Below are 16160 nucleotides of genomic sequence, written 5' to 3'. Positions count from 1 at the left end.
TGAGCCTGACCACGGTACTGCTGCCTGATCCACCCGGACACAGGCAACCGGGCCGCCTAAAAAACAGGCAGCCCATTTCTAGCCCATATCCTTTTGCCCCGTTGTGAGAAACGTCACATCCGCAACAAATAGGTGACACCTTCTCATTTTTTTTGCAGTGGCTCACACTGCGAAAAATGGGAGCCTGTTAGGTTTGAATCCGGTTCATAACAACAACTCAAAACAACAAATGGTGACCAGTGTGAACGTAAAGCCAATCCTGGTGCTGATTATTGGCTCGGCAGTGATCGCGGTCCTGGCCTATCAGTGGGCTGGAAGCGAGATGACCATAGCCGCCACCCCGGATGCAGCCTCGCCACGGGATATCAGGAAGTCGGAACCGGAAACGGCTCAGTCCCTGGCTACTCCGACGCAGGAAGAACCTGCCAGGAATGATGACCTCGAGGCGTTTCGGGAGCGTTTGATGGCCCGGTTCGAGGGTCAGCTTGATCATCCGGGTGGCCAGGTAAGGTTGCTGGAAGAATTGATGCGGTATCTCCACCAGGTCGATCCGGAGCACTGGCGAGAAAGCCTTTCGGCGCTGCTTCTGAGTTGGTTCCCGGATCGTGGCGAGGAGCTTCTGAACAGGGCCGAAGCAATGATCGCCTACAAGGATTTTATGGAACAGGAACAGTACACCCTGCGATCCATGGGGCCGGACGAGCGCCGGGACTTTATCTGGGCCAAACGCCGGGAACTGTTTGGTGAGGCCGCCGATGAGATCTGGCAATCAGAGCTGCGGAATTATTCCCTGAGCCAGTCACTCAAGGACCTCGATCAACAGCCTGGCCCCACTCTCGCCAAAGCCAAGGAGTACACCCGCGCAATTCAGGACACATACGACGACGAGGCTGCTCAGGTCATGGAGCGACGGCGCCAGGAACTGACGGATCGTTTTCTTTCCCTTTCCTCGGTACAGCAATCATTGCACGAGCAGGCGCCGGAACAACGTTATGAAACGCTGCGTGGGATCCGCCAGGAACTCGGCATGGAAGAGCAGGCCCTCGATCGCTGGGATCAGCTTGACCGGGACCGGGACGACCGTTGGGCCCAGGGCGAGACTTATGAAACCGAACGACAGGCCATCGTTGAAAAATACCAACCGGGACCTGAGAGGGAAGAGGCGCTGGACGATCTGAGCCAGGAAATTTTCGGAGATGAAATGGCGGCGACTATTCGGGATGAAGAAGCAGCTGGTTACTACCGTTACCAGGAAAGCCGCGTTTACGGGCAGAATTAGTGAAAAAAGCCCCGGCCAGTGGGGGGGATTGTTCTGGCCGGGTCGCAAAAGCGAAAATCGGCGTCATCCCTTGACGCCACCGGCGGTCAGACCGCCGACAATCCATTTCTGGCAGTAGAGGAAGATTACGGTGATCGGCAGGCCGGAAAGCACCGCTGCCGCCGCGAAATCACCCCACAGATAGTTCTGCTCGTAGAGGTACTGTTGGGCGCCCACCGCCAGGGTGAGCTTGTCGGTATCCACCAGCAGCACCGAAGCTATCGGATATTCCATGATGGTCATAATGAAGGCCAGGATGAACACCACCACCAGGATGGGCACCGACAATGGCAGCAGGATGTAACGGAAGGCCTGCCATGTGGTGGCGCCATCCACAATCGCCGCCTCCTCCAGGGACCGATCGATGGAATCGAAATAACCCTTGATCGTCCAGATGTGCAGGGCCATTCCACCCAGCGAGGCAACAATCACCGCGCCGTGGGTATTGAGCCCCAGCCAACTGACGTGATTACCGATCTGGTCAAACAAGGCGTAGAGCGCCACCAGGGACAATACCGGCGGAAACATCTGGAAAATGAGCATGGACTTGAGCACAAAACCCTTTCCGGCAAAGCGCATCCGGGCGAAGGCGTAGGCACTGGTGGTGGACAGCGCCAGGATCAGCACCGAGGACACCACCGCCACCTTGATGGAATTCCACAGCCACACCAGCACCGGGAACGGCGGCTGAGTGGTGACACCGTCCGCGTCGGTGTAGGTAATACCCAGCGCCAGATACCAGTGCTCCAGCGAAGGGTTTTCCGGCAGCAGGCTGCCGGCGGCGAAGTTTCCGCTGCGGAAGGAGATCGAGATCACCATCAGCAGCGGGAACAGGATGATCGCGATGAACGCCAGCATACCGATATGGGATGCCAGCACACGGTATTTCGTGGAGCGGGGTTGAACCATTGCCATGGGAAGCTCCTTATACCTTGACCTTCGACAGTTTCAGGTTGATCAGCGAGAGTGCACCCACCACCAGGAAAATCACGGTAGCGATGGCCGCCGCCAGGCCGAAGTTTTGCCCGGAATCCTGGAACGCGATCCGGTAGGTGTAGCTCACCAGAAGATCGGTCGTACCCGCCGGTGTGCTGGCGCCGATGATATCCGGGGCACCGCCAGTCAAAAGCGCGATCAGAACAAAGTTATTGAAGTTGAATGCAAAGCTGGCGATCAGCAGGGGCATCAGCGGCTTGATGATCAGTGGCAGGGTAATGTTGAACAGGTTGTTGACCGGCCCTGCCCCGTCCATCGCAGAAGCCTCATACAGGTCCTTCGGGATAGCCTGTAACAGCCCCATGCACAGCAGCATCATGTAGGGATAGCCCAGCCAGGTATTCACGATCAGGATCATGGTCCGGGCAAGCGCCGGGTCGCTGAACCAGTCCGGACGTATGCCAAACAGTCCCTCCAGCACCAGGTTAATCTCGCCGAAATTCTGGTTGAACAGGCCCTTGAACACCAGGATCGAGATGAAGGCGGGCACCGCGTAAGGCAGGATCAGCATGGTGCGGTAGAAGCCCTTGCCGCGGATCTGTTCCCACTGCAGCAGGTTAGCCAGCAACAGCCCCAGAGCCAGGGTAAAGATCACGGTTGCGACCGCAAATGACAGAGTCCATATGAAAATCTGCAGGAACGGCCCGCTGATGCTGGGATCCGTCACCACTTTCACGTAGTTGGCCCAACCGATGTTCACGGTCCAGCCGGGGACCAGCTTTTCGCCTTCCCCGTTTACGTAAAAACCGATCTCGTGATTCGGGAAATAGGTCTCCCCGGTCTGGTTGTTGGTCAGGGTGCCGTTCTCGTGCAGGGTGAACTGCGGATGGATGGCCGCAAACGAGCGCAGGCTGGCCTGGCTCAGCTCCCGGTTGTCGTCGGTAACCAGTGTCAGTGCGGACAGCTCCTGGCGCAGCTTGATCACCTCCCGGATCTGCAACGGCTCGCCGGCCGGGGTTGATTCCACGGGAAACAAGGCGGCCCGGCTCCCATCGGCCGCAAGGTCCAACGGCTGCGTCGCCAGGGTCTGATGTTCGCCCTCGAGGTACAACACATAACCTTCATTCGTGCGGTAGGCGCTGAAGTCATAGCGAACCGCCTCGGACTGGTAGGACCGGGAAAGCAGGTTGTCCTTCACCTGCTCGAAGCTCAGCAGGTTGGTGGCGCTGTAATTGGTAAAGCCGATCCCCACTGTGTACATCAGCGGGAAAATCACAAACAGCCCCATCCCGGCAATTGCCGGAAAAATGTACCGGTGCGAGTAGAGCTTTCTGCTGACAAACACTGCCACAGCTGAGGCCGTCAGCACCAGGAACAACATGGCGAAGACAAACTCACGCTGCACATACAACGCCAGGATCAGGTAGAGCGCCGCGGCCACCAGAACGGCCAATGCACTCCACTTCAGGAATACTCGGATCATTGAAGGTCTGCTTTCGATCCCGGGAGAGGACAGGGTTTCCGTTATCATTGTAGTCAGCCCGATTGGTACCGTCACACACGAGGCGGCAGTTTCTCATTCACTACTGGTATCAGGTAGCCGGGTAGTCCACACCCGGCTACCTGGCGCATCTCTTTTTTACCGGGTGATGCGCTGAGCCGCTGCGTTCAGGGCATCCTCGACGGACTGGCGTCCCGAGGTAATGTTCTGAAGTGCCGGACCCATGGAAGACCAGAAGGCACCCATCGCCGCAACGTTCGGCATGGGCTCACCCAGCTGGGCGTTTTCGAAGGTCGCCTTGATTTTCGGATCTGAAGACAGTTCCTCCATGAATTCCTTGTTGGCGACCGCACCCAGTGGCACATCGTTGTTGACCATCTTCAGGCCCTTCACGGACAGGGCGTAGTTCTCCAGGAACTCCACCGCCAGGTCCTGGTTGGGGCTGGCCGAGTTCAGAGTCGCAGCCATGACACCGACCATGGGCTTGCTGGGCTGACCGCCTATGGTGGGCAGCGTGGTGACGCCGAAGTTGATGCCGCTCTTCTTTGCGTTCGCCCAGGCCCAGGGACCATTGATCATCATCGCAGTCTCGCCCTGGTTGAAGCTGGACTCCATGGCACTGTAATCGGCACCACGGGGCATCACGCCCTCTTCGATCAGCATCGCCAGCGTCCTGGCGCCTTTCATGGCACCGTCATTGTTCACGCCAGTGTCTTTCACATTGACGCTTCCACCAGAATTTTCACCGAAGATGTAGCCACCGGCGGCCGCCAGCATCGGCCAGGTGAAGTAGGTGTTGTTGTAGTCCCAGAGGATGGCGCGCTTGCCGTCTTCCGCCAGCTTCTTGTGGACCGCGGGAATCCCCTCGAAGGATTGCGGCGGTTCCGGCAGCAGGTCCTTGTTGTAGATCAGGCCAATGGACTCGACCGCCATGGGGTAGCCGTACTTTTTGCCGTCCACGCTGACTGCGTCCCAGGTGAACGCATAGTTGGCGTCGATAACCTTTTGGGAGGGTTTCACCTCGGAGATAATGCCGCTCTGGGCCCACTCGCCGAAGCGGTCATGAGCCCAGATGAAGATGTCCGGACCATTACCGGTGGCGGCAGACTGCTGGAACTTGTCGGTGGCGCTGTCCGGGTGAGCCACCTCAACGGGAATACCGGTCTCCTCGGTGAACCAGTCCCCGACTTCCTGGAGGCCGTCATAGCCTTTATCACCGTTGATCCAGACCACCAATTTGCCTTCCTCGATCTCGGCATGGGCAGGTGCGGCCATTCCGAAAGTGGCTGCCAGAATGGAAGCGGCGAGGGTACTGCGAATAAACGTTCGACGATGCATCAGGTCATTCCTCTGTCAGTTCTTGCCTTATTCTTGTTTTCCGGCCCGCCAGGAGGTTGTCCGGCCGGACTCAACGCAAAGGTTTTTTGCGAGTAGTCAAACTGTGTTGCAAAACGGCGTTATAAGCATCACCCCTTATTTCAATACCAGAGGCGTAGTATGGGGGAGTAGTAGGGCGTAGAAAATTCCTTCTACCGGCGCCGGCGGGAGTTTGGTTTGATGGCAGGCACAAGAATCAGAAACTGACCGGAGTGCTTGCCATGTCCCGCGGATTCAGAACAACCGCCCTGCCCGCCTTCATTACCTCTACCTTGCTCACCGCGGGCTGTGCGTCCACCGGAATACCGAACACCACTGCCGCCGGCCCGCCCTCGGTGGATCGTCCTGACGGTTTCTGTGAAGCCGACTATTCAGAAATCATGATCCCGGTACGGGGCTCCTTCGCCGATGGCGAAATCGTACGGGATTACTACACCGGGCGAACCGCTACCGTCCACAATGGTCAGGTCATCATGGCACCGGGCCCCGACTCCGAGGGCCTGATCCTGCTTGAGGCCGCCGGAGAAAACACCGGTCGGTTTACCTGGGCGGGTGCAACCGTGTATTTCGCGGTAACTGACCGCTTTGCCAACGGTACCACCACCAACGATCTCAATTACGGCCGCAAATCCGATGACAAGGACGAGATCGGCACCTTCCATGGCGGCGATTTCATCGGCCTCACCCAACGCCTGGACTACCTCCAGCGCCTTGGCGTCAATGCACTCTGGATTACTCCACCCTTCGAGCAGATTCACGGCTGGGTTGGCGGCGGCGACCAGGGCGACTTCCGGCATTATGGCTACCACGGCTACTATGCCCTGGATTTCACCGTGCCCGACGCCAACTTCGGCACCCGTGAAGAGTTCCGAACGCTCGTACAGGAAGCGCACAACCGCGGCATCCGGGTCGTCATGGACGTGGTCATGAACCACCCCGGTTACAGCACGCTCCAGGACATGCAGGAATTCGACTTCGGCTCCCTGTTCGAGGGTTTCGAGAAACACCTCCCGGACCAATGGAGCCACTGGCAGCCCGAATCCTGGGAAAACCTGCACGCGTATCACGCCTTTATCGACTACGACCATCCAGACTGGCGCCGCTGGTGGGGCAAGGACTGGGTGCGCGCCGGCATCGCCGACTACGATACGCCACCCAACGCGTCCATTGATGAACTGCGTGGCTCACTGGCCTTCCTGCCCGACTTCAAGACCGAAGCCACTGACTCGGTGGAACTGCCCGTGTTCCTGCAAAACAAGGAGAGCAGTCGAACCACATCGTTGCAGAATGCCACAGTCCGTGAATATCTGATCACCTGGCTGACCGACTGGGTCCGGGAATTCGGAGTGGACGGCTTCCGTGTGGATACCGCCAAGCACGTGGAACCCGAGGCTTGGGCAGAACTCAAACTCCGGGCCCAGGAAGCGCTGGAAGAATTCCGTGCCCGACACCCAAAGGCCCCACTGCCGGCAGAGGAGTTCTGGATGGTGGCGGAAGTCTTCCCGCATTCTGTCGAGAAATCTGTCTACTTTGATGCAGGCTTCGACGCAGTCATCAATTTCGATCTGCAGGAGAAAGCCGCTACCGGGGCCCGATGCCTGAGCGCGATGGAACCGGTCTTTGCAGATTATGCCGGGACACTGAACGGTACCGATCCATTTAATGTACTGAGCTACATTTCCTCCCACGACACCAACCTGTTCAGCCGGATTGCCGGTAACGACCTGACACTGCAGAAACAGGCGGCCGGCGCGCTCCTACTCACCCCTGGTGCGGTTCAGATCTTCTACGGTGATGAATCTGCCCGTCGGTTTGGCCCGACCGGATCCGATCCTCACCAGGGCACCCGGTCCGACATGAACTGGTCAGCTATTGAATCCGGCGCGGTCTCTGGCATGCTTGATCATTGGCGCAAGCTCGGTCAGTTCCGCGCCCGCCATCCTGCGATTGGTGCTGGCACCCATAACCTGATCAGCCAGCAACCCTATGTATTCTCAAGACACCACGGTGAAGACCGGGTGGTCATCGCCTTCGGGAGGAAGTAACCATGACATCACAGGCAACCGGATACCTGGCCAAGACACCACTGATACTCGGGATGATGCGACTGCTGGATCACCCTGAACTGCACACACCCAAAACACTGGCGGCCTGGATCGAAAGTCAGCTGGAGCGTGGGCTTGATGTGTTTGACCACGCCGACATCTATGGGGATGGCGAGTGCGAACGGCTGTTCGGCAAGGCTCTGGCAGCCTATCCCGGCCTCCGTGACAAGATCCGCATCATAACCAAGACCGACATCGTTCTGGCTCATCAGGACACCAGTCAATGGCAGACCAAGCACTACCGGGCCGAAGCAGAGCATGTATCCGGGGCCATCAACCGGGCTTTAGGGAGGCTGCGGGTTGAACAGGTGGATACTTTCCTGATCCATCGCCCGGACCCGCTAATGGAGGCCGAGCCGGTGGCGAGAGCACTGGAAGACGCTGTCAGTGCCGGCAAGATACGCCACATCGGCGTCTCCAATTTCCGCCCGGAGCAGTGGAGATGGCTGCAGAAAAACACCGATTTGCCCCTGGCCTGCAACCAGACCGAGCTCTCACTGGCCCATGCCGAGCCGCTGTTTGACGGTACCCATGAAGCTCAACTCAGCGACCGGTTACGCTGGCTGGCCTGGTCCCCCCTGGGAGGTGGCAAGCTGGCAGGCCACCTGCCCGGGAATCTGCTGGCAACCGCCCGGGCTCAGACCGGGCTGTCTGAAACCGCACTGGCCATGGCCTGGATCCACCAGATTCCGGGAAAACCGATCCCGGTTCTCGGAAGCATGAACGAAGAACGGATCAGAGCGGCGCTTGAGGGCTGTCGTTCGGAACTGCCGCGCCCCCTGTGGTTCGCCCTGCTTGAGGCGGTCCGGGGTCGGCGGGTGCCCTGACCCGGGCCACAGGACTAGATTTGACATACATCAACTTTCTGCAAATTTTTACAGGAACTTCCACCTTAGTCCCATTGTTGGCCTTACCTTCTGCGCTGACACTTACGTGCGCGTAACAACAACAATCAGAAATCTTCCACCGTATCGGTGATATTGCTTCTGGAGGCCAACTTCCATGACTTTGAGAAAGGTCCTGTTTTCTGCGTGCCTGCTCCTTCTGGCAGGCTCCACTGTCCATGCTGAAACCCTCAAGATCGGGTTGAATTACCCGCAGACCGGACGCTACAAGGATCAAGGCCTGCAACAGCGGCTTGGCGCCTTTCTGGCCGTGGACGAAATCAACAAGGCCGGCGGCGTGATGGGGCAACCGCTGGAACTGGTCATCCGCAACACCCGGGGTGAGCCCAAGCAGGGGGCGGAAAACACCGCCGAACTGATTGACCGGGAGGGCGCGAAGATGGTATTCGGCGGCGTATCCAGCGCTGTGGCCATTGCCTCGGGCCAGGCCGCTCGCGACCGGGATACCATCTACTTCGGCACCCTCACCTACTCCAATGCCACCACCGGCGCCGAAGGCCACAAGTACATGTTTCGTGAGCCCTACAACGCCTGGATGACCGCCAAGGTCCTGAGCCAGTACCTCAGTCGCAATCATGCCAATGAGGAGTATTTCTACATCACCGCCGACTACACCTGGGGCTGGTCTGTCGAGGAATCCGTGCGCAAATTCTCTGGCACCGAAGATACCAATACCCACCAGGCCGTGAAGACCCCCTTCCCACGGGCGCTGATTTCCGATTTTCGCGGCGCCCTGGAACAGGCGATGGCCAGCGATGCCAAGGTCCTGATGCTGGTGCTGTTCGGTGATGACATGGTCCGGGCCCTGAACGTGGCCTACGAGATGGGCGTTCTCGACAAAATGCAGGTCGTGGTGCCGAACCTGACCTTGGGCATGGCACGGCAGGTCGGCCCAACCATCATGTCCGGTATCGTCGGCGCTTCACCCTGGGTCTGGAACCTGCCGTACGAGAAAAATTTTGCCCGTGGCAAGGAATTCGTGGAGGCATTCTCCCAGCGTTATGAAATGCGACCGTCCACTTCTGCCGCCTCGGCCTACAGCATCATCTACCAGTATAAGGATGCCGTGGAGCGCGCAGGCACCACCGACAGCAAATCAATCATCCGCGCCCTGGAGGGTCACCGCTACAGCCTGCTGAAGGACGAGCAGTACTGGCGCGAATTTGACCACCAGAATGTCCAGACCGTGCACGTGGTGAAGGTCAAGGACCGGAACACTATCGTGGCGGATGAGTACAGCTCGGATTACTTCGACATCATCGATTCCATGCCCGGCGATGAAGCGGCCCAGACGCGCGAGGAATGGGAAGAGCGGCGACGGGAGGCAGGCAAACCGCTGTCCCTTTGAGCATCGGCGCATTCTGATGTCAGAACAGGTAATCGGTGGCGCAACGGATAGCGCCTACCCCACGATAGAGCGCGTGTGCACCGAACTTATGGGTCAGGTGTTAGAACTGAAAGCTGCGCAGCCCATGGCCAAAACAACGTCAAATCCCGGCCGGTATCCGGCCTTCTCAGCTGTGGCAGAAAAAAATCGAGGACCTCTTCACTGGTGCGCAGGTTCGGCGCAAAACCATCCTCACGGCCTTCCTCGGTGGCAAGCCCCCTCTTCCTTAGCAGGGTTTTCAGCGAGGTGCTCGACCTGCCGCGTCCCGAGGGTCCGTGGCACGGCAGGTCTCGCTCCTCGATAGCGGCTCTTGATCAGCGAGCCTCCTCCCAGGTCTTCAACAACTCCTCGTAGGCAACGGTTTTACCCTGGGGCTTTTCGTTGTCCAGTTTCGGCTTCGGTGCACCAGGTTGAGACAGCCAGTACTGAGGATCTCTTGGTTCGTTCAGCTTAGGACCACAGTTCGGCTGCACATTGGCACGCTCCAGACGCTCCATCACACGGTCTTGAGCTTCAGCAAGGCCATTCAGTGCTTCCTGGGGAGTGGCCTCACCACTGGCCGCCTGAGCGATATACTGCCACCAAAGCTGAGCCAGCTTCGGATAATCAGGCACATTGGTACCGGTAGGTGACCACTGAACCCGCGCAGGGCTCCGATAAAACTCCACCAGGCCACCGAGTTTCGGTGCCATTTCTGTCATCACATCCGATTCGATATCGGACTCGCGGATCGGAGTCAGGCCGGCAATGGTTTTCTCCAGGGACACCGTCTTGGATACGGTGAACTGAGCATACAACCATGCTGCAAGGCGACGCTTCTCAGGCGTAGAGTCCAGGAAGGTCCAGGAACCCACGTCCTGATATCCCAGCTTCATCCCCTCTTCCCAGTAGGGGCCACGAGGGGATGGCGCCATGCGCCACTTGGGCGTGCCATCTTCGTTCACAACCGGCAGGCCATCCTTGATCATGCTTGCGGTAAAGGCGGTATACCAGAATATCTGCTGGGCCACGTTACCTTGAGCAGGAACCGGGCCGGCCTCAGAGAAGGTCATGCCCTGAGCCTCGGGAGGAGCATACTCACGCAGCCAATCCACGTATTTTGTAGTGGCATACACAGCGGCAGGACCATTGGTTGCACCGCCACGGCTGACACTGGCGCCAACCGGATTACATTCCTCAACCCGGATACCCCACTCGTCAACCGGCAGACCGTTCGGCAGGCCCTTGTCACCGGCACCGGCCATGGAGAACCAGGCATCAGTGAAACGCCAGCCCAGAGACGGATCTTTCTTGCCGTAGTCCATGTGACCGTAGACGCGTTCACCGTCAATTTCCTTGACGTGAACCGAGAAGAACTCGGCAATGTCTTCGTAGGCAGACCAGTTAACCGGCACACCCAGATCGTAGCCGTAGATCTCCTTGAACTGCTTCTGCAGGTCTTCCCGCTCAAACCAGTCTGCGCGGAACCAGTACAGGTTGGCAAACTGCTGTGAAGGCAGCTGGTAGAGCTTGCCATCGGGCCCTGTGGTGAAATCCAGGCCGATAAAGTCGTCGAGATCCAGGGTTGGCAGGGTATATTCCTTACCGGGGCCGTTCATGATGTCCTCGACCGCCACCACCTTGCCGTAGCGGAAGTGGGTACCAATCAGGTCGGAGTCATTCACGTAGGCGTCGTAGATGTTTCGACCCGACTGCATCTGGGTCTGAAGCTTTTCGATAACATCGCCTTCCTGGATCAGGGTGTGGGTCAGATTGATGCCGGTGATTTCCGAGAAGGCCTTGGCGAGCACGTTCGATTCATACTCGTGAGTGGCGATGGTCTCGGAAACCACATTGATATCCATTCCGCGGAACTCTTCAGCCGCTGTGATGAACCACTCCATCTCCTTGAGCTGCTCTTCCTTGCTGAGAGTCGAATTCTTGAACCCTTCATTCACCCACTTCTCAGCTGCCTCACTGTATTGGTCGGCACTGACATGCAGGCTCACACCCATGCTGGCGAGGCCAATGACCGCGCTTAGCAAAAGGGTTTCAGGATATTTATTGTTGTTGAACATATCCAACCTCGTTCGTTTTCTCATGAATGGAACGAAACCTCCAGGCTTCGCTTCCGCACTTATAGCGCTTTGGTCGCTATTCTTTTTTCGGAATCCATCCAGTGATCGATTCCGATCATTTAATTAAAATTAGTTCGCTTTCGAAATCTATACAAGACCTACCAGAAATTTTTCAGCTCCGGAATGTTCGAAAATATGAATTTTCGAACATTCAATCTCCTGTCAACCCCACCGCAGCAGCACCAGCAGCCAGACCACCGAAACCGCCAGCGCCACCCAGAGGGTGATGTCGCTGACAGCCAGGAAGGCCAGATGGATATACGCAGCGGAGAGCAATCCGATAAACAGCCGGTCACCTCGGGTGGTGGCAATTGGCAGGAACCCTTTTCTCTCCGTGCAAGGGGAGACAATTTCAAAAACCGTCATAACCGCCAGAATTCCCGCAATCACTGCAAAGAAGATGGCTACGGTCGGCGTCCAGTTCATCCAGGCAATCATCAAACCTCTCCTTACACGCGTCCGAGGGCGAAGCCTTTGGCAATGTGGTTACGAACGAACCAGATCACCAGCAGGCCGGGAATGATGGTGAGCGAACCGGCGGCAGCCAGAACACCCCAGTCGATACCGCTTGCCCCTATCGTTCGGGTCATGATCGCCCCGATTGGCTGGGCATCCACGGAGGTCAGCGTCCGGGCCAGCAACAGCTCCACCCAGGAGAACATGAAGGCAAAGAACGCCGTTACCCCGATTCCGGAGCGAATCATCGGCAGGAACACCTTCACGAAAAATTTCGGAAAGCTGTAGCCATCAAGATAGGCCATCTCGTCATACTCCCGGGGCACGCCGGACATGAACCCTTCAAGAATCCAGACCGCCAGGGGCACGTTGAAAAGGCAGTGAGCCAGCGCCACCGCAATGTGGGTGTCGAACAGTCCGATGGACGAATACAGCTGGAAGAAAGGCAGCAGGAAGACCGCCGGCGGCGCCATCCGATTGCTCAATAGCCAGAAGAAAAGATGTTTGTCACCCAGGAACTTGTAGCGGCTGAACGCATAGGCCGCGGGCAACGCCACGAGCAACGTGATGACCACGTTCATGGATACGTAGATCATCGAGTTGATGTAGCCGTCGTACCAGCTGGGATCGGTAAAGATCACGGCATAGTTATCAAGGGTGAAGTTCTGGGGCCACAGGGTGAGCCCACCGAGAATTTCCTGATTGGTCTTGAACGACATGTTCAGCAACCAGTAGATCGGTGTCAGGAGCAACAGAATGAACAGTGTAATCCCGACGTTTTTCGAACGTGTCTGTCTCATCACACTCTCCTTATTTTTCTTTGTCGGCGTGCGTAATGGCGGTGAAGAAGAGCCACGAAATCAGCAATACAATCAGGAAGTAGATCAGTGAGAACGCGGCCGCGCGCCCCAGATCAAACTGCCCGATTGCCATGGTTGTCAGGGTTTGGCTCAGGAAGGTCGTGGAGCTGCCAGGGCCACCACCGGTGAGCACGAAAGGCTCTATGTAGATCATGAAGCTGTCCATAAACCGCAGCAGCACCGCGATGATCAAAACACTTTTGAGCCTCGGCAGCTGGATATACCAGAACACCGCCCATTTCGAGGCGCGGTCTATTTCCGCCGCTTGGTAGAAAGCCTCCGGAATCGCCCGCAGCCCGGAATAGCAAAGCAAGGCGACCAGCGGCGTCCAGTGCCAAATGTCCATCAACAGAACCGTCAGCCAGGCGTCGAGAGTGTCGCCGGTGTAGTTGTAATCAACGCCCAACTGATTGATGCCCCAGCCGAACAGACCGATGTCACCACGGGCGAAGATCTGCCAGATGGTTCCAACCACGTTCCAGGGAATCAGCAGGGGAATGGCCAGTAGAATCAGGCAAAGCGAGCCCTTGATGCCGGATTTTGGCATCATCAGCGCCACCCCGATTCCGAGAGGTATCTGGATCAACAGGACGGAGCCAGAGAAAATGAACTGGCGAATCAGGGAATCCTGCAGGGCCTCGTTGGTCATCACCTCCTTGAACCATTCCGTGCCCACGAAAAACGCCTGGCCCGGGCCGAAAATGTCCTGGACCGAGTAATTCACCACGGTCATCAGCGGAATCAGTGCCGAGAAGGCAACCAGCAGGAATACCGGCAGCACCAGCCACCAGGCTTTGTTGTTTTGTACCTTTTGCATCACTGTTGCTCCTGTACCAGGAATTCATCCACATACAGCTTCAGCCACTGCTGTGGGAACGAGAGGTGAACCCATGAGCCGATCGAGGCATCGAACTCCTCGCTCTGCCGGACTTTCATCTTCTCGCCGTCCAGCTGGACGGTAACGATCTTGTAGGTACCGAGATCCTCCACATCCACAACCTCGGCCTCAAAAGTGTCGTCGGAACCAACAGAGGCCACTTCCACAAATTCCGGCCGGATACCGATCTTGAGGTTGGTGGACCTGGTTCGCTGCAGGACATCCACCTGCCAGCGTTCGAGTGCCACCACCGTGCTTCCGAAGCAGACTCCACGGGGGCAGCGCTGTACCTTGATCAGATTCATCCCGGGACTGCCAATGAAGAACCCCACGAAGGTGTGGTTGGGCTGCTCGAACAGCTCGGTCGGGGTGCCGAACTGGACGATCTGGCCGCTGTACATCACCGCGATCTTGTCGGCAAAGGTGGAGGCCTCCAGCTGGTCGTGGGTCACGTAGACCATGGTGATATCGAACTGCTCGTGGATCTGCTTGAGCTTGCGGCGCAACTTCCACTTCAGGTGGGGGTCAATCACCGTCAGGGGCTCGTCGAACAGGATCGCAGACACGTCTTCCCGGACCAGGCCCCGGCCCATGGACACCTTCTGCTTCTCATCGGCCGTAAGGTTCTTGGCCTTTTTATAGAGCTTGGTCTCGATTTCCAGCACTTCGGCGATCTCATGGACCCGGGCCTTGATCTTCGACGCCGGCACCTTGTTGTTCTTGAGCGGAAACGCCAGGTTGTCAAATACCGTCATGGAGTCGTAAACAACCGGGAACTGGAATACCTGGGCAATGTTCCGGTCCCGCGGCGACAGCTCGTTCACACGCTTGCCGTCGAACAGGACATCCCCCTCGGAGGGCTGAACCAGGCCGGAGATGATGTTCAGCATAGTGCTTTTTCCGCAACCGGACGGACCCAGCAGAGCGTATGCCCCACCCCTGTGCCAGACGTGGTCAAGCTGACGGATGGCGTAATCTTCCGGCCCCTCGGGCATAACGCTGTAACTGTGGGCAAGTGATTTCAATTGAATTTCAGCCATCAGACAGACCCTCGCAAAACCTGGGACGGTGTGTGCACCAGTTGCTCGTTATTGTCGAAGACGAACAGTTTGTTGATCGGCAGGTACACCTTGATCGGTGAACCTGTGTGGTACTGATGCACGCCCATCAGCTGCATCACCATTTCAAAGTGACTGTTCTCAACGTGCATGAAGGTTTCAGAGCCACTAATCTCGCTGAGCTCCACCTCCATGGACATTTCCAGATCATCGTCGCTGGTGGGTACCAGACCGATATGGCTGGGACGGATCCCGAACCAGTAATCGCCCGGTTGCAGCTTCGCCAGCTCCTGAGTCAGTCCGTGATGGGAGTATTCGTCGAAGGTCACCTCGGTCTCTGAAACCCGACCGCGAATCATGTTCATAGGGGGCTCACTGAACAACTGTGCAGCCAGGGTGTTTACAGGCGCCCGATAGACATCCATTACCGGGCCGGTCTGAACCACCTGACCCTTGTGCAGCAATGTGGTTGTGCCACCGAGCGCCAGGGCTTCGTTGGCTTCCGTGGTGGCGTAGACCGCGATGCACTGACGCTCGCGGAACAGGTCACGCAGCTCCGCCCTGAGTTCTTCACGCAACTTGTAATCGAGGTTGACCAGAGGCTCATCGAATAACACCAGGGTGGCGTCTTTCACCAGCGCCCGCGCCATGGCGGTTCGCTGCTGCTGCCCACCCGACAGCTCCAGGGGGTAGCGCTTCAGCAACGGGTCGATCCGAAGCATCGATGCGGTTTCTTTCACGCGGCGATCAATCTCAGAGTCGGTCATCTTCGCCAATCGCAGTGGCGAGGCGATGTTTTCGTAGACAGTCAGATTGGGATAATTGATGAACTGCTGGTAGATCATCGAAATATTGCGGCTCTGCACGCTCTGCCCTGTGACGTCCTCACCGTTGTAGATCAGACGGCCACTATCAGGCTTGTCCAGCCCGGCCATCAGACGCATCAGCGAGGTTTTCCCGGCCAGTGTCCGGCCGAGCAGAACGTTAAAGGAACCTGCCTCGAAGGTGAGGTTGGCATCCCGGATGTAGTCGACACCGTCGACCTCACGGGAGAGATTCTCCAGTGTTAAGGGCATAGGCTTTCCTTTTTATTCTTGTGGAAACGTACTCCCGGCTGGATTGCACAGACCGCGGAACTTCGATTTTGAGCGTTTATAGGCAAAGCCTGTACCAGATTACGCTTTCCCCTAGGCAACTCTACCTATTACATTGTTTTTACGGACTTTTTTAACTCCTTATAATTTCCTATTCGAAAATTGGGAT

At 57.3% G+C, this 16160-nt stretch carries 13 protein-coding genes; 4 read left to right on the top strand and 9 right to left on the bottom strand.

Annotated features, from left to right (window positions below):
- Positions 1-241 precede the first annotated feature (241 nt).
- Positions 242-1279: a hypothetical protein gene (locus R6W86_RS03145; protein ID WP_410327934.1), complete on the top strand. Its 1038-nt coding sequence runs from the start codon at positions 242-244 to the stop codon at positions 1277-1279.
- A 63-nt stretch (positions 1280-1342) separates the two neighbouring features.
- On the opposite strand, the gene malG is transcribed toward R6W86_RS03145, so the two are convergent.
- The 3 genes from malG to malE form a co-directional block, all read right to left on the bottom strand.
- Positions 1343-2233, bottom strand: coding sequence for a maltose ABC transporter permease MalG (gene malG / locus R6W86_RS03140; protein ID WP_410327933.1), 891 nt, complete (start codon positions 2231-2233; stop codon positions 1343-1345).
- 10 nt (positions 2234-2243) lie between these two features.
- On the bottom strand, positions 2244-3737 hold the full coding sequence (gene malF, locus R6W86_RS03135; RefSeq protein ID WP_410327932.1) for a maltose ABC transporter permease MalF: 1494 nt from the start codon (positions 3735-3737) through the stop codon (positions 2244-2246).
- 156 nt (positions 3738-3893) lie between these two features.
- Positions 3894-5093 carry a maltose/maltodextrin ABC transporter substrate-binding protein MalE gene (malE, locus tag R6W86_RS03130; protein WP_410327931.1) on the bottom strand — a complete coding sequence of 400 codons (1200 nt, stop codon included), beginning with the start codon at positions 5091-5093 and terminating at the stop codon, positions 3894-3896.
- A gap of 260 nt (positions 5094-5353) precedes the next feature.
- Here malE and R6W86_RS03125 point away from each other — a divergent pair, with 260 nt between their 5' ends.
- From R6W86_RS03125 to R6W86_RS03115, 3 genes are all read left to right on the top strand, one after another.
- Entirely contained in the window at positions 5354-7177 is a 1824-nt protein-coding gene (locus tag R6W86_RS03125) for an alpha-amylase (RefSeq protein ID WP_410327930.1), read from the top strand.
- A 2-nt stretch (positions 7178-7179) separates the two neighbouring features.
- Positions 7180-8064 (top strand): aldo/keto reductase, encoded by an 885-nt coding sequence (locus R6W86_RS03120; protein ID WP_410327929.1) that lies wholly within the window; start codon positions 7180-7182, stop codon positions 8062-8064.
- Positions 8065-8239: 175 nt separating this feature from the next.
- The gene (locus R6W86_RS03115) at positions 8240-9490 is read left to right on the top strand and encodes an ABC transporter substrate-binding protein (protein WP_410327928.1); all 1251 of its coding nucleotides are present in this window, start codon (positions 8240-8242) and stop codon (positions 9488-9490) included.
- Positions 9491-9843: 353 nt separating this feature from the next.
- On the opposite strand, the gene R6W86_RS03110 is transcribed toward R6W86_RS03115, so the two are convergent.
- From R6W86_RS03110 to R6W86_RS03085, 6 genes are all read right to left on the bottom strand, one after another.
- On the bottom strand, positions 9844-11586 hold the full coding sequence (locus tag R6W86_RS03110) for an ABC transporter substrate-binding protein (RefSeq protein ID WP_410327927.1): 1743 nt from the start codon (positions 11584-11586) through the stop codon (positions 9844-9846).
- 222 nt (positions 11587-11808) lie between these two features.
- The gene (locus R6W86_RS03105; protein ID WP_410327926.1) at positions 11809-12084 is read right to left on the bottom strand and encodes a DUF2160 domain-containing protein; all 276 of its coding nucleotides are present in this window, start codon (positions 12082-12084) and stop codon (positions 11809-11811) included.
- A gap of 11 nt (positions 12085-12095) precedes the next feature.
- Positions 12096-12902: a carbohydrate ABC transporter permease gene (locus R6W86_RS03100; protein WP_410327925.1), complete on the bottom strand. Its 807-nt coding sequence runs from the start codon at positions 12900-12902 to the stop codon at positions 12096-12098.
- A 10-nt stretch (positions 12903-12912) separates the two neighbouring features.
- Positions 12913-13779 carry a carbohydrate ABC transporter permease gene (locus R6W86_RS03095; RefSeq protein WP_410327924.1) on the bottom strand — a complete coding sequence of 289 codons (867 nt, stop codon included), beginning with the start codon at positions 13777-13779 and terminating at the stop codon, positions 12913-12915.
- On the bottom strand, positions 13779-14879 hold the full coding sequence (locus tag R6W86_RS03090) for an ABC transporter ATP-binding protein (protein WP_410327923.1): 1101 nt from the start codon (positions 14877-14879) through the stop codon (positions 13779-13781). The genes R6W86_RS03095 and R6W86_RS03090 overlap by 1 nt, the downstream gene beginning before the upstream one ends.
- Complete coding sequence (locus R6W86_RS03085) at positions 14879-15973, bottom strand: ABC transporter ATP-binding protein (RefSeq protein ID WP_410327922.1); 1095 nt, start codon at positions 15971-15973, stop codon at positions 14879-14881. The genes R6W86_RS03090 and R6W86_RS03085 overlap by 1 nt, the downstream gene beginning before the upstream one ends.
- Between the last annotated feature and the right edge of the window lie 187 nt (positions 15974-16160).

The organism is Marinobacter sp. (assembly GCF_046484525.1).
Classification (GTDB): Bacteria; Pseudomonadota; Gammaproteobacteria; order Pseudomonadales; family Oleiphilaceae; genus Marinobacter.
The sequence above is the reverse complement of the archived record's forward strand: the minus strand, read 5'-3'. Positions and strand labels throughout refer to the sequence as shown.

What these genes read in the sequence shown, in the direction of transcription:
- malG (WP_410327933.1), bottom strand. Translation starts at nt 2,233, where the DNA reads ATGGCAATGGTTCAACCCCGCTCCACGAAATACCGTGTGCTGGCATCC.
- malF (WP_410327932.1), bottom strand. Translation starts at nt 3,737, where the DNA reads ATGATCCGAGTATTCCTGAAGTGGAGTGCATTGGCCGTTCTGGTGGCC.
- malE (WP_410327931.1), bottom strand. Translation starts at nt 5,093, where the DNA reads ATGCATCGTCGAACGTTTATTCGCAGTACCCTCGCCGCTTCCATTCTG.
- R6W86_RS03125 (WP_410327930.1), top strand. Translation starts at nt 5,354, where the DNA reads ATGTCCCGCGGATTCAGAACAACCGCCCTGCCCGCCTTCATTACCTCT.
- R6W86_RS03120 (WP_410327929.1), top strand. Translation starts at nt 7,180, where the DNA reads ATGACATCACAGGCAACCGGATACCTGGCCAAGACACCACTGATACTC.
- R6W86_RS03115 (WP_410327928.1), top strand. Translation starts at nt 8,240, where the DNA reads ATGACTTTGAGAAAGGTCCTGTTTTCTGCGTGCCTGCTCCTTCTGGCA.
- R6W86_RS03110 (WP_410327927.1), bottom strand. Translation starts at nt 11,586, where the DNA reads ATGTTCAACAACAATAAATATCCTGAAACCCTTTTGCTAAGCGCGGTC.
- R6W86_RS03105 (WP_410327926.1), bottom strand. Translation starts at nt 12,084, where the DNA reads ATGATTGCCTGGATGAACTGGACGCCGACCGTAGCCATCTTCTTTGCA.
- R6W86_RS03100 (WP_410327925.1), bottom strand. Translation starts at nt 12,902, where the DNA reads ATGAGACAGACACGTTCGAAAAACGTCGGGATTACACTGTTCATTCTG.
- R6W86_RS03095 (WP_410327924.1), bottom strand. Translation starts at nt 13,779, where the DNA reads ATGCAAAAGGTACAAAACAACAAAGCCTGGTGGCTGGTGCTGCCGGTA.
- R6W86_RS03090 (WP_410327923.1), bottom strand. Translation starts at nt 14,879, where the DNA reads ATGGCTGAAATTCAATTGAAATCACTTGCCCACAGTTACAGCGTTATG.
- R6W86_RS03085 (WP_410327922.1), bottom strand. Translation starts at nt 15,973, where the DNA reads ATGCCCTTAACACTGGAGAATCTCTCCCGTGAGGTCGACGGTGTCGAC.